Source organism: Streptococcus hepaticus (assembly GCF_043656315.1).
GTDB classification, from domain to species: domain Bacteria; phylum Bacillota; class Bacilli; order Lactobacillales; family Streptococcaceae; genus Streptococcus; species Streptococcus hepaticus.
In genome coordinates this window covers 368,467-381,818 of sequence record NZ_JBINIY010000001.1, presented here as the reverse complement: position 1 = coordinate 381,818, position 13,352 = coordinate 368,467, and the positions used below count along the sequence as shown (strand labels likewise).

Here is a 13,352-nt window from a genome sequence, read left to right as displayed (position 1 = left end):
TTTTTTTAATTTGTAAATCTGCCTGAATAATCAATATTCAAATCAAAATAAGAACGTCCGTTAAGAAGAGATGCAACCGAAGTAAACTGCCATGCTGCTGCTCCTGCATAGAGAGACATTTCTCTTGCTTGGTCAGCTGACATCCCCTTGTAGTAAGGATAATGTGCAACCCAGAAATTACTCATCCCAAACTTAGCTGTTATAATCGGTCCTGTAACATTAACCTCATTTCTATCCAACCAGCTAGCTCCTGCATAATGTACTAGGTTAGAATAGCCCAATCGCTTCATCTCGGACTCCCAGATTTCCATATTGGTATTGACATTGTTTCGCGATTTCGCTTCCTCAATATCATTGACCATAACTGTTTCTCTTGATAGTCCCAACTCTTTCGCGGCTTGCACAAAATATTGCGCTTCTTCTCTAGCAGATTTGGCATCTGTGAAGTGTGAGTAATGGTAAACTGATACCTTGAGGCCAACAGCTTGCGCATTTTTTATCTGACCCGCGGCATACGGGTTTCGGTAACTTGTTCCTTCGGTCAATTTCACGACCACACCGGACACACCTTGCTGCATTAATTTTCTATAGTCATCGGTTGATAAGGCACCGTTATGACTACTTACATCAATAAAAGATTTCCCTGCTTTCTTGATATAGTTAACCGTTGTAGCTGTTTTAGCGACACCATATCGTTTACCTTGACTGGTAATGTAAACATGTGCATTGACCAAACCTTGTTCATATTTGTGGTTCACCAAACGCACTGTAATACGGTAAGTACCATCTGTCCGACGCTCTGCTGGATACCAAACAATATCATTCTGACCATTGGCATCCGTCCAAACAGGAATTTCCACCTTGTCAATTCCTGCGGGTGCAAAAATATTTTTCACAACTACATCAAAGGTACCATAGGAATTATCCACATTGATAATAGCAGCTATTGCTGTCGGTGCGGTTGACTTGATCGCAACATTAACCTTTGTATTTGCTACCCCGAATCTCTTCCCATCCGACTGCTGCAAATACACGTGGGCGTGGTAGATACCCGTATCATATTTGTGGTCACTGGCTGAGACCGTCGCCTTGAAGCTACCATCACCTTGCTTGATAGCTGTATACCACTTGATATCATCCTGTCCATTGACCTCTGACCAGACTGGAACTTGAACTGTAGATAAATGACCAGGAACCCAAGCATTGGTCACTACTACATCAAACGTCCCATTGGCAGAGTTGTTATTTTTAATGCTGACAGTAGCTGAGGGCTTAGCTGCAGGCAAATCAATTTTGGTCGTCGCAATACCCTGTAGACTTCCATCGTTGTATTTGTAGTAAAGGTGAGCATGGTAGAGCCCAATTTCATTCTTATGGTCTTTTTTGTTAATCGTCACCTTATAAGTGCCATTCCCTTGTCTGGTGGCTGTATACCATTTTAGGTCATCTTGGTTATTAACTTCCGTCCAAACTGGAATTCGAACCGCCTGAATGGTCGAACGTCCATAGACTTCAGAAACAATTAAGTCAAAAGTACCCGTTTTTTCATTGAGATTCGCAACAGAAAGTTTCCCACCAACTGGTAAATTCAAATGAGTTGTCGTTGAAGCAATGCCGTTCTTCGTCTTGTCCACAAAATTGTAGTAAAGATGAACATGGTAGAGCCCGATCTCATTTTTATGGTCTTTCTTATTAACTGTCACCTTATAAGTACCATTTGCCTGCTTGATTGCCGTATACCACTTCAGGTCATCCTGATTATTGGCATCCGTCCAGACTGGCACTTGAATACTTGAAATAGCCTTTGGTGAAACAATATCTGAAATGACAATATCAAAACTTCCTTGCTTTTCATTGACATTAGTAATACTTAGTTTTCCTTGCGGCTTGTTTTGCAGAGTTGTTGTCGTTGAAGCAATTCCTTTTTTACTTCCATCTGTCAATTTGTAATAGAGATGCGCATGGTATTTTCCTAGACCATTTTTATGGTCTTTTTTGTTGATTGTCACCTTGTAGGTCCCATCCGCTTGTCTCATAGCCGTATACCATTTAAGATCGTCTTGGTCAAATTCATCTGTCCAAACTGGAACTTGAACAGCTTGGATATTAGAGCCTACAATATTTGACACAATAACATCAAAAGTCCCCAAACGATCATTCATATTTTGAATGGAGAGAGTCCCAGAATAGCCATTTGGAGCAGGTAGGGTGAAACTCGTGTTAGCAATACCTTGGTGTTTGCCATTCGTATACTGATAGTATAAATGAGCATGATAGAGCCCAATTTCATTCTTGTGATCTTTTTTCCGAACCGTTACTTTGTAGCTACCATCAGCTTGCTTAACAGCCGTATACCACTTAATATCATCTTGCCCATTCGTATCTGTCCAAACGGGAACCTGTACGGTCTGAATGGTTGTAGCTCCCACGATATTGCTGATGACAATATCAAAGGTTCCAGCTACTGTGTTAACGTTTTTGATGTTGATCGTCCCAGTCACTTTAGGTCCAGCTGCTCCATAACCAGGTCCCAGTACAATCTTAGTTGCGGGAGCTGCTGTTGTAACAGTCGTTTGGGCTTTTTCAGCCTGCTCAGCTGTCGAACTTGGTGCTGGTTTAGCAGCACTTGCAGACGTTGAAGGACTTGTTGACGCTGGTTCCTGTTTGCTTGGTGTAACAACTTCTGATTCAGATTTTGTATCTGTTTCAAGAGCTTTATCTACTTCATCTTTCCAAATAAATTGATAATCTTGAAATAGAAATTGCTTTCCATCTTCAGTAAGGACTTCTACTTGAAGGAAAATGGTTTCTGTTTCACCAGCCATTACCAATCCTTCTCCTGTTACAAAAGCCTGATAGTGACCTTCTTCATCCTTTACAAAATTAATCTCTTGCGTCTTGCTTTGGATAGAATTAGTCCATAATGTTGCCTTAACCTGATTGGCAGTTACGGTCAAGTCAGACAAGGTAATTTTTGCCTTGTCTCTCTCCAATTCAACAGCAAGTTCTCCACTTACATTTTCATCCGTCTTAGCCTTCGTATGTGTTGGATCAGCTAAAATCTGATCAGCCAACACCTGTTCTCCACTCGCTTGGATTGCCCCAATGGCAACCGTCATAGCTCCTACATATATAAGAGACTTATATTTCATTGTTTCTCCTGTTATGTGACAAAGAACCTCTAACTAAGAGTTAGAAGTTCTTTGTCGGTTTATATCTATTCAGTTTAGAAGTTCAACAAAGCCAAGAAGCTTTCTGCTTCAAGTGATGCTCCACCAACAAGGGCACCGTCAACGTCTGGACAAGCCATGTATTCAGCAACGTTTTCAGGTTTCACTGAACCACCGTATTGAATACGAACTTTGTCAGCAACTTCTTGACCAAAGTCAGCTGCTACAACATCACGAACCGCTTTACACATTGTTTGTGCATCATCTTTAGTAGCTGATTTACCAGTACCGATAGCCCAGATTGGCTCATAAGCAATAACGAGTGAAGCTACTTGCTCTGCTGACAAGTCTTTCAATGCAGCAGATACTTGCGCACCTACGAATTCAGCTGCTTTACCAGCTTCGTAAGTTTCAAGAGATTCACCACAACAGATGATTGGTGTCATACCGTTACGGAAAATAGCATGCGCTTTTTTGTTGATATCTTCATCAGTTTCGTGGAAGTAATCACGACGCTCTGAGTGACCAATAACAACATAGTCAACACCCATTTCGTTCAAAACTTTAGGGCTAGTTTCACCAGTGAAGGCTCCAGCATCTTCAAAGTAGCAGTTCTGTGCTGCAACTTTTAATTCTGAATCTTTAGCGAACCAGAGCAAAGCGTTCAAGTCAACTGCTGGAGCTGCAATAGCTGCTTCAACAACATCACCTGAAGGCAATTTACCAGCAATTCCCTCTACAAAAGCTTGAGCTTCTTGAGGATTTTTGTTCATTTTCCAGTTGCCGGCAATAATTGGTTTACGTGACATTTCACATACCTCTTCTTCTTTAATTTTTACTTGTCTAGTATATCACAAAATAATCCAGAATTCTAGGTATTTTATTCCCTATAGAAAATTGACATCATTCTGTAATATAAAGAAAAACTCGCCACCTAAAGGTAGCGAGCCAATTATAAGTTGTCTGACTTTAATTGTTATTTCTGGGAACTCAATCGAATTAAGCTTCGATTTCTGTAACCATACCTGAACCAACAGTACGTCCACCTTCACGGATAGAGAAAGTAGTACCTTGTTCAACGGCGATTGGGTGGATCAATTCAACGTCGATAGTTACGTTATCTCCAGGCATTACCATTTCAGTACCTTCTGGCAATTTGATTGAACCAGTTACGTCAGTTGTACGGAAGTAGAACTGTGGACGGTAGTTGTCGAAGAATGGAGTATGACGTCCACCTTCTTCTTTAGAAAGGATGTAAACTTCACCTTTGAATTTAGTGTGTGGGTTGATTGAACCTGGTTTAGAGATAACTTGACCACGTTCGATTTCGTCACGTTGTACACCACGAAGAAGCACACCAACGTTATCGCCGGCAAGACCTTCGTCAAGTTGTTTACGGAACATTTCAACACCTGTAACAACTGCTTTATGTTTTTCTTCTTTGATACCAACGATTTCGATTTCGTCGTTGACACGAACAGTACCACGGTCGATACGTCCAGAAGCAACTGTACCACGACCAGTGATTGAGAATACATCTTCGACTGGCAACAAGAGTGGTTTGTCAGTGTCGCGTTCTGGTTCTGGAATGTACTCATCAACAGTGTTCATCAAGTCCATGATGATATCTTCGTATGCTGAGTCACCTTCCAAAGCTTTAAGAGCTGAACCTTGGATAACTGGAAGATCGTCACCTGGGAAGTCGTATTCTGACAAGAGGTCACGGATTTCCATTTCAACCAATTCAAGCAATTCTTCATCGTCAACCAAGTCAACTTTGTTCATGAAGACGATAAGGTGTTTAACACCAACCTGACGTGAAAGAAGGATGTGCTCACGAGTTTGTGGCATTGGTCCATCAGTTGAAGCAACTACGAGGATCGCACCGTCCATTTGGGCAGCACCAGTGATCATGTTTTTAACGTAGTCCGCGTGTCCTGGAGCGTCGATGTGAGCATAGTGACGTTTTTCAGTTTCATACTCAACGTGTGCAGTATTGATAGTGATACCGCGTTCGCGTTCTTCAGGAGCAGCGTCGATAGACGCATAGTCTTTAGGTTGGTTAACTGATGAAGGCAAGCGACGTGCCAATACAGTTGTGATAGCTGCTGTCAAAGTAGTTTTACCGTGGTCAACGTGTCCAATTGTACCAATGTTAACGTGTGGTTTACTACGATCGTATTTTTCTTTTGCCATTTTGGTAAAAGCCTCCAATAAAATATATTTTATAGTTAGACAGTAGGCAATACAGACTAACTTTACCTTACCATTCTATCAAATTACAGAGAAATTGCAAGTGTTTTACCTATTTTTCCACAGATTATTCATTTTCCAAGCCGTTTTCCAAGTGGTAATATGGCTGATTAGGAATGCTGGCTCCAATGCTGGAAGCATAAATCCAAGACTGATTTTCCAGCTTGGCAAAGTCCTCGGATTTACCTGTTAAAATGATCCCTGCAAATTCTAGTTTGTCCAACTCTTCTTTCTTAGATAAGTCCAAGTTACCAAACTTTTTCAAGTAGACTTTGATGTCATCTTGTGTTTTGAACCCATTATAGGTGCTACTTCTGTCTGACTCCATGTATTTTTTGAGATTAGCCAAGAACCCATCCACATCTTTCATTTCAGAAAGACGTTTATCTAATTTTTCACCCTCTTTTAATTTAGCAACAGCTTCTTCTGCTTCTTTCTTGTGAACAAATTCTTTTCGCGTCAAGTTTTCTGGACTTGTGCCATAGAGATTACTTGGTTCCCACCAAGAAGGGTCGCCTTTGGAATAGGTTCCAATCCAGTACCAATTGGTCTTGAGATTCTTAGGAATCATGGTTTGGAGTTCTTTTAAGCTATATGGTTTGTCAAAGGTAATCGCCACTTCCACCAACTGATTTTTCATATCCTTAGTGTATTTAATTTCATTGGTTGGTTCACTGGACTTTCCTCCTTGAGTGCCTGGTTGACCAGCAGTAAGTTTGACGTTATAAAAGTGTGAAACTTTCTGGTTGTTCTCTATATTGATGGTTGCGCCAGCCTCTGTTTGCTTTCCTGTTGTTGATTCAAAAAGTGTTCCCCATCTGATACTTAGGATATTAAAATCTGTCTTGTATTCGCCATAATCGACTGGGATTCCATAAATATCTTTTGCTTGTCGTCCTTTGATACCACCGTTGAACATATCGCCTCCATTGGCAGACCAAGTATAGGTTTCGATATTTGGAAAGGCAACACTTTCAACTAATTCAACTTCGTGAACTACTTTCCAGGCTTGATTGCTAATCACTTTTCCTGTAATCATGCGAGTACCGATGTAAAGTCCACTAATGGCTAGAACTGACAAACTGACGGTCATCCAGCGATTTCTTCTTTTTCTTTTCTTCGTGACAAATTCAAATGTTTCCATCTTTGTAACCTGCTTTCTTTAGATTCATTTTGAGGGCTTTCCTTCCTCGCATCAGATCAATCTTGACCTTGCTGTGAGAAATACCTAAAATAGTTGCTATTTCCTTGGTTGAAAAACCTTGAAAATAGTAGAGTTCTAGAACGGTATGATAGGTTTGTTTTAACTTTTTCAACTCTTCCCAAAGCCAGTCATAGTCATCCCTATCAAAGCTAACTACATCTTCTGGTTTGAAAAATTCCTTGCGTAAGATTTCTTGATAGCGTTTATCTCGCCGGTACTTATCAATATAGCGTCGAAGGGAAACACGATACATCCATGCACGCAATTTATTGGCTGGAAGAAGGAATTCAGCCTCCAAAAGCCGGAGAAGGACATCTTGTACCACATCTTCTGCATCACTCTTTGCAGCACCTGAAGAAATCAGATAGCAGGTAATCTCCTTCGCCCAATCAATCAGTTGGCGCTCATATTGGTCCAATTTCATATATCCTCCCTTCTTCACATATATAACGAACAACACTTGACTGCGGTTACAACTAGTTTACTCATTTTTCGCAAAAAAGAAAAGAACCTGACGGTTCTAGAAGATAGATAAATCTTGTTAAAAAACAGGTTATACTAGGTTAGCTATTGAATAGCAATATAATCAGTCTTTGAACGGTTGATAGTAGAACATTTCCTGTTTTATTGAGGACAAAAAAAGATTGAAGAAATCATCTTCGGAAGAGACTTTTTCTTCAATCAAAATACTTACAAGCTTTTCCTATCAGCCTGAGTTACGCAAACCTGTTGCGATACCGTTGATGGTGATGTGAATGAGACTTTCTTGATCTGCACTCAACTGACCATGACGGAGGCGATTGATGAGCTCAATTTGAATATAATTCAGCACATTGAAATATGGCAAGCGGTATTCCAAACTTGCTTTCAAGGATGGAAGTTCTGCCAAGAGTTCTTCATTTTGTTCAATTTCCAAAATGATGTTCTTGGTCAATTGCCATTCGTCCAAAATAGTGTAGAAGACTTCACGTACTTCTTCGCTTTCACACATCTTAGCATATTCAAAGGCAATATTCATATTTGACTTAGACAAGACCATGTCAACATTTGATAGGAGTGAACGGAAGAATGGCCAGTTTTGATACATGGTTTGAAGCTTAGCAAGATTCTCAGGCGCCTTGTCAATGAAGCGTTTGAAACTTGAACCTACACCATACCAACCTGGTAACATAATCCGATTTTGTGACCATGAGAAGACCCATGGAATCGCACGAAGGCCACCAATTTCTGTAATGGTCTTACGAGCAGCTGGACGGGAGCCAATATTAAGGCTTGAAACCTCACGAATTGGGCTAGCTGCAAAGAAGTAATCATAGAAATGTGGATTACCAAAGACTAAATCACGATAGATGACATAACTATCATCCACGATTCCATTCATGACTTCACGGTAGCCTTCCAAATCCTCAGGATTGGTGATCATCTGCGTCACCATACGGTCAATGGAGGCTGATACTAGCATTTCGAGATTGTAGTAAGCAGCGTCTTTGTTACCGTATTTGTTACCGATGACCTCTCCTTGCTCAGTCAAGCGGATACGATCCTTGATAGAGCCAAATGGTTGTGAAGTAATGGCATCATAAGATGGGCCACCACCACGTCCAACTGTACCACCACGGCCGTGGAAGAAGGTAATTTTAATACCATGTTCTTCACCAATCTGAGTTAATTCATTTTGAGCCTTGTAGAGCGTCCAACCAGATGATAAGTAGCCACCATCTTTGTTGGAATCTGAATAGCCCAGCATGATTTCCTGATAAGAATGATTGCCGGCAATCCACTTTTGTGCGATCTCAAGGTCCAGATATTGGCGCATAATAGCTGAGGAATTATCCAAATCTTCGATGGTTTCAAAGAGAGGAACAATTTGCACACGCGCGTTTTCGCTATCCACCAAGCCAACTTCTTTCAAGAGAACAGCTAGTTCCAACATATCTGACACGCTCTCTGAGTGGGAGATAATATGTTGCTTGATAACTTCTTCACCTAGCTTATCTTTCAACTCACGCGCCGCTTGAAAAATAGCTAATTCTTTCTGCAACTGCTCTGATTTTTCAACATGAGTAGCGGATAAGATACGAGGATCTTCTGTCAATTCGCGCAGAAGCACTTCACATTTTTCTTCTTCAGACAGACTGCTGTAATCTTCTACCACACGAGCTGAAGCCAAGAGTTCTGCCACACTGGCTTCATGAATGCTAGAATCTTGGCGCATATCAATGGTTGCCAAGTAGAACCCAAAAGCTTCAACCGCTTCCAGCAACTCTGTAAAATCACCTTGAATCAAGCCTTTTGATTTATTTTCTTGAAGTGATGTTTTGATAGCTAAAAGGTCAGCCTGAAACTCTTTGACATTGGCATAGCGGACATCATTTTTCACATCGTAAATGAGATAATCGCGGGTATTGCGTAACTTCATCTGAATATAGTGGAAGGCACGGCGATAAGGTTCATGCTCACGGTAGACAGATGTATCTTCTGACAAATCTGCCAAAGCCTTGACTGCTTCATTGACGGACACAATTGTCGTAGATAAAGAGAAGGTACGATAGAGTTTGAAGAGTTTTTCATCATAGTAATTCATGATGACTTCTGCCTGTGTCAAAGCAGACAACTTCAAGGTTTCAGCCGTTACGAAGGGGTTTCCGTCGCGGTCTCCACCAATCCACATTCCCATTGAAATTGGATGTGGGTTCTTCAATTCAATCCCTTTTTCAGCAGCCAACCGTTTGTATTCGGTCTGCAATTTTGTGACAGCTTTGATAAAGGAAGAATTGTAATACTCCATAACGTTTGTGATTTCATTGGTTACTTTGAGTTTCTTCTCACGAATCATCTCTGTCTGCATGATGATTTCAATGTAGGAACGCAACTCGTCTTCCCATTTCGTCTTATTCAAAAGACCTAATTTTACATCGCGGTAACGACGTAGGAGTTCATGGATACGCTTGGTCAAATCAAGCATAGACTGGCGTTGTACTTGTGTAGGGTGAGCCGTCAAAACTGGTACAACTGTCAGGTGTTCCAAGATTTCTGCAGCGTCTTCACGGTCTGCAACCAAGTCAATGGTTGTGGACAATTTTCCTAGGTAATCATTGCCCAAATTGTTTTGCAAGTTGATTTCGTAAGCCAAGTCCACATCTTCAGAGATATTGATCAAGAGTGGTAAGACCGCAAAATAACGCGAAATAACTGCCAATTCATCATTGGTCAACTTGCCGATAATTTTCAGTAAATCTTGGTAATTATCGTGGGTTGATAAGGCAGCCAACTCGACAATTTTATCGAAGGTTTCAGGTGCAATCATCTGACGCGCTACATCTCGTAAAGTGTTGGTCAGAATGACAACTTCTTCCATGATTGTTTCTTTGTTGTTCAGGTTCTCTAATTTTTGAATAGACATCTATATCCCCTTTTCTATTCCTAAATAAGCCTATTGCACTAGAGTGCGTTCAATTTCCTCGTGAATCAATTCTCGTTTCTCATTGGCATCAATATTGAGTACAAAACCAATTCCAATGGAAATAATCAGTAAACTATTCCCCCCTTGAGATAAGAAGGGGAAGGTAACACCTGTGGCGGGAATCAAACCTGAAATCCCGCCTACATTGACAAAGGTTTGGATGAGCAACATAGCTGCAACACCCAGCGCCATCATTGAGTTAAATGGGTTGCGAGCACGGATTCCCACAACGATAATGCGTAAAATCAAGAAGAAAAGCAAGGCAAGGATAAGGCTGGCCCCAATCAAGCCTAGTTCTTCAATGGTAATGGCAAAGGCAAAGTCTGTATGTGCTTCTGGCAAGTAACCATTTTTCTCGATCGAGTTCCCCAAACCAAGACCAAACCAGCCACCATTACTCATAGCATAATAGGAATTTGCCAACTGGTGGCCCGCATCTGTCAAGTCCTCAAAAGGATTGAAGAAGGCTGAAAAGCGTTTCGCAATATAACCAAAGACTGGTACTTGAGAAACGGCTTCAACACCGATGATCTTAATAGCCGTTAACACGACTACGGCCCCTCCCGTCAAGAGTCCCAAACTCGTCGAAAACCAACGATGACCAATCCCACTAACGGTGACCATGATAATAATAATCAAGGCAACAATGGTCGCATTCCCCAAGTCAGGAAGTGAAGCAACTAAGCCCAAAGAAACGATACTAATGACTCGCCAGTCATTGAACTGCTCAGGTAGCAAGCGTCCCTTGGTTAAGGCCTGGTAATCATAGGTTCGAATGTCGCCTTGGATTCGCGCAAACTTATGGGCCAAGAACCAAATAATAATCAGCTTCAGGTATTCAGCAGGCTGAAAGCCAATTGGTCCCAAACGAATCCAACCGTGGGCACCATTAACCGCTTCGAAGAAATGGGAAACCACTAACATGACCCAGTCTATGACTACAACCAAGCCAATCAAGCCGCCTCTACGCAAGAAGCTCAGCCTCATTCTATAAATCAACCAAATCCCCGCTAAACTAATGAGCCAGAAGGCGGCCTGACTGATAACCAATTTAAAAGGATTTCCACCATCTTTTATCTGCAAGGCACTTGTGGTTGAATAAACCATAATCAATCCGATTACCGATAAAATCAAATAAGGGATTAAGATAGAATAATTCAGCAAATGCCGTTTGTCAATCTTCATTTTCCCTCCTCGTTCCATTTTTAGATATTGTTACATTATATCACATTCTTTCAGAAAAGTCTGAACTTTCTATAGCAAAAAGAGGCCTTGCGACCTCTAAAATTATTTATAAGTTTGAAGATAAAATTTAATATCATCTCCATCTTTGACGACCTGCTCTTCTACCCCTTTTGGTGCCATTTCACCATTCACATCATACATCCAGTAAGTGAAGGTTGCTTCATCTTGCTTGACGCCATCAATAGCAGTCACCATCCCTGATTTGAGTTCGACTTTATGGTCTTTTTCCAAAATGTCAACCACCTTGTCACCTTCTTTGAATTCTACTTTTTGACTATCTTTTTTCTCACCTGAAAATTCAATTATCAACATTGCAGTATAGTTTTTTTCAAGAGATTTTTCAGTAGGTTTCTGAGATTGACAAGCAACTAAAAATACAGATAACACGAGGCTAAGAGCTAAAAAATACATTCTTTTCACGATAGATTCTCCTAAATAATTGATAAATAAATGGATAAAAAATAAAGGTTGATGCAGCATGTAAAGCATCAAACATCAAACCATTCAACCAGTAAATCCAGAGATTGGCTCCAAATTGAATTGATGTTGGAATACTGATGAGGAAGCCATAGGCAAAGGCCATAAGGCCCGCCAAAATACTTTGCAGGATAGTCGCCCAGGAAAGCTCCTCCGTCAAAGGAAGCACCAAAAAGCGCCAGGCCAGCATCATCAAACCAAAGCTCACTATCTGCCACAAGACAACAATGGAAAAACCAAAGTAAATGCCACTGCCAATCATGGTTAAAGCCATAATGAGCAAGCTATCTGCTAAAGGAAAATAGAGCAGACTAACTAAGAAAATCGCCGTGATAGGCTTGACATTGGGAAAGGCACCAAAGGCAAAGCGAAGGACAATCGCTAAGGCAGACAAAATAGCAATCCGGCTCATTCTTTTTGTAGACATGCAGACTCACTTTATCATTTATTCTTTTCACTATAAGACTAGACTATTCTGACAGGCCTGTCAAGTTCAATTTTTTCATTATTTTAGCTTGGTTTTTTGATTTTTTAAAGGTTTTAGGGTAAAATGTACAAGATGAGAAAGAAAATTAAACCAATTTTTGTAATCGCCTTCTTTCTTTTATTTGTGGGAATGATCCTAACAACAAGGGGAATGGCAAATCAGCAAAAACATGCAAAAACAACTACGATAAGTAGTATATCTTCGACCAGTAACCCTAGCTCCTCGTCGTCTACAATGAGCTCTTCTAGTTATTACATTGAAAACGCCCTCTCCATGAAACCAATCATTGATGTTTCTGGTTGGCAACTTCCGTCAGACATGAACTACGATGTCATTTCACAAAATATCTCTGGTGCCATCGTTCGTATCCAAAGTGGCTCGCACACTACAAAGGATAACAATGCCTCTGACAAATACGGTTTGGACAAATCTTACAAAACGCATATTCAAGAATTTCAGAAACGCGGTGTCCCAGTAGCCGTTTACGCCTATGTAACGGGAAAAAATGAAAAAGCCATGAAAAACGAGGCCAAATCTTTCTATAAAGCTGCCTCAAAATACAAACCAACCTTCTACTGGCTAGATGTAGAAGAAAAGACCATGGACGATATGAATGCTGGTGTTGAAACCTTCCGACAAGAACTCGAAAATCTCGGTGCCAAAAATATCGGAATTTATATCGGGACCTACTTCATGGAAGAGCATTCTATTTCTACAGAAAAGTTTGATTCTGTCTGGATTCCGACTTACGGAACCGACTCTGGCTACTACAATGCCGCACCAAATACAGACTTGGATTACGATCTTCACCAGTATACTTCGGCAGGTTATGTCAATGGTTTCCCCCATCAATTAGACCTCAATTTGTTAACGACTCTGAAAGACCCTAACGAAGTTTACCAAAAGCTCTTTACAGTCCCAACAGAATAAGCTATAATAAAAGCAATTACATGACACAAAGGAGTGCCGTTGGCTGAGATTCTTGTCTGAACAAGAAAATCCTCGAACCTGATCTAGTTCATACTAGCGTAGGAATTGTGCTATACAGACCTT

The 13,352-nt window shown here is 40.8% G+C and carries 10 protein-coding genes and 1 riboswitch; of the genes, 1 reads left to right on the top strand and 9 read right to left on the bottom strand.

Annotated features, from left to right (window positions below; translation table 11 throughout):
• Positions 1 to 5 precede the first annotated feature (5 nt).
• The 9 genes from ACHUFA_RS02005 to ACHUFA_RS01965 form a co-directional block, all read right to left on the bottom strand.
• Positions 6 to 3,152, bottom strand: a complete 3,147-nt coding sequence (locus ACHUFA_RS02005; RefSeq protein WP_394404759.1) for a GBS Bsp-like repeat-containing protein — start codon at positions 3,150 to 3,152, stop codon at positions 6 to 8.
• Between the two features lie 74 nt (positions 3,153 to 3,226).
• Positions 3,227 to 3,979, bottom strand: a complete 753-nt coding sequence (gene tpiA, locus ACHUFA_RS02000; protein WP_222349032.1) for a triose-phosphate isomerase — start codon at positions 3,977 to 3,979, stop codon at positions 3,227 to 3,229.
• A gap of 190 nt (positions 3,980 to 4,169) precedes the next feature.
• Complete coding sequence (gene tuf, locus ACHUFA_RS01995; RefSeq protein ID WP_222349034.1) at positions 4,170 to 5,366, bottom strand: elongation factor Tu; 1,197 nt, start codon at positions 5,364 to 5,366, stop codon at positions 4,170 to 4,172.
• 124 nt (positions 5,367 to 5,490) lie between these two features.
• Positions 5,491 to 6,567: an anti sigma factor C-terminal domain-containing protein gene (locus ACHUFA_RS01990; RefSeq protein WP_394404757.1), complete on the bottom strand. Its 1,077-nt coding sequence runs from the start codon at positions 6,565 to 6,567 to the stop codon at positions 5,491 to 5,493.
• Positions 6,554 to 7,051, bottom strand: coding sequence for an RNA polymerase sigma factor (locus tag ACHUFA_RS01985; RefSeq protein ID WP_394404756.1), 498 nt, complete (start codon positions 7,049 to 7,051; stop codon positions 6,554 to 6,556). Before ACHUFA_RS01985 ends, ACHUFA_RS01990 begins: the two co-directional genes overlap by 14 nt.
• 282 nt (positions 7,052 to 7,333) lie before the next feature.
• Positions 7,334 to 10,030 carry a phosphoenolpyruvate carboxylase gene (ppc, locus tag ACHUFA_RS01980; protein ID WP_222350063.1) on the bottom strand — a complete coding sequence of 899 codons (2,697 nt, stop codon included), beginning with the start codon at positions 10,028 to 10,030 and terminating at the stop codon, positions 7,334 to 7,336.
• Positions 10,031 to 10,060: 30 nt separating this feature from the next.
• Positions 10,061 to 11,275, bottom strand: a complete 1,215-nt coding sequence (ftsW, locus tag ACHUFA_RS01975; RefSeq protein ID WP_222350065.1) for a cell division peptidoglycan polymerase FtsW — start codon at positions 11,273 to 11,275, stop codon at positions 10,061 to 10,063.
• A 102-nt stretch (positions 11,276 to 11,377) separates the two neighbouring features.
• Positions 11,378 to 11,746, bottom strand: coding sequence for a DUF4430 domain-containing protein (locus tag ACHUFA_RS01970; RefSeq protein ID WP_394404785.1), 369 nt, complete (start codon positions 11,744 to 11,746; stop codon positions 11,378 to 11,380).
• A complete protein-coding gene (locus ACHUFA_RS01965; protein WP_394404755.1) occupies positions 11,727 to 12,239 on the bottom strand; it encodes a hypothetical protein in 513 nt (170 codons plus the stop codon). The genes ACHUFA_RS01970 and ACHUFA_RS01965 overlap by 20 nt, the downstream gene beginning before the upstream one ends.
• Positions 12,240 to 12,371: 132 nt before the next feature.
• Here ACHUFA_RS01965 and ACHUFA_RS01960 point away from each other — a divergent pair, with 132 nt between their 5' ends.
• The gene (locus ACHUFA_RS01960; RefSeq protein ID WP_222350071.1) at positions 12,372 to 13,229 is read left to right on the top strand and encodes a glycoside hydrolase family 25 protein; all 858 of its coding nucleotides are present in this window, start codon (positions 12,372 to 12,374) and stop codon (positions 13,227 to 13,229) included.
• A 19-nt stretch (positions 13,230 to 13,248) separates the two neighbouring features.
• Positions 13,249 to 13,351: riboswitch (TPP riboswitch) on the top strand.
• The last annotated feature ends 1 nt before the right edge of the window (position 13,352 follow it).

Excerpts from the sequence above, each read along its gene's own strand:
- ACHUFA_RS01960 (WP_222350071.1), top strand. The coding sequence starts at position 12,372 with ATGAGAAAGAAAATTAAACCAATTTTTGTAATCGCCTTCTTTCTTTTA.
- ACHUFA_RS01985 (WP_394404756.1), bottom strand. The coding sequence starts at position 7,051 with ATGAAATTGGACCAATATGAGCGCCAACTGATTGATTGGGCGAAGGAG.
- tpiA (WP_222349032.1), bottom strand. The coding sequence starts at position 3,979 with ATGTCACGTAAACCAATTATTGCCGGCAACTGGAAAATGAACAAAAAT.
- ppc (WP_222350063.1), bottom strand. The coding sequence starts at position 10,030 with ATGTCTATTCAAAAATTAGAGAACCTGAACAACAAAGAAACAATCATG.
- tuf (WP_222349034.1), bottom strand. The coding sequence starts at position 5,366 with ATGGCAAAAGAAAAATACGATCGTAGTAAACCACACGTTAACATTGGT.
- ACHUFA_RS01965 (WP_394404755.1), bottom strand. The coding sequence starts at position 12,239 with ATGTCTACAAAAAGAATGAGCCGGATTGCTATTTTGTCTGCCTTAGCG.
- ACHUFA_RS01970 (WP_394404785.1), bottom strand. The coding sequence starts at position 11,746 with ATGTATTTTTTAGCTCTTAGCCTCGTGTTATCTGTATTTTTAGTTGCT.
- ACHUFA_RS02005 (WP_394404759.1), bottom strand. The coding sequence starts at position 3,152 with ATGAAATATAAGTCTCTTATATATGTAGGAGCTATGACGGTTGCCATT.
- ftsW (WP_222350065.1), bottom strand. The coding sequence starts at position 11,275 with ATGAAGATTGACAAACGGCATTTGCTGAATTATTCTATCTTAATCCCT.
- ACHUFA_RS01990 (WP_394404757.1), bottom strand. The coding sequence starts at position 6,567 with ATGGAAACATTTGAATTTGTCACGAAGAAAAGAAAAAGAAGAAATCGC.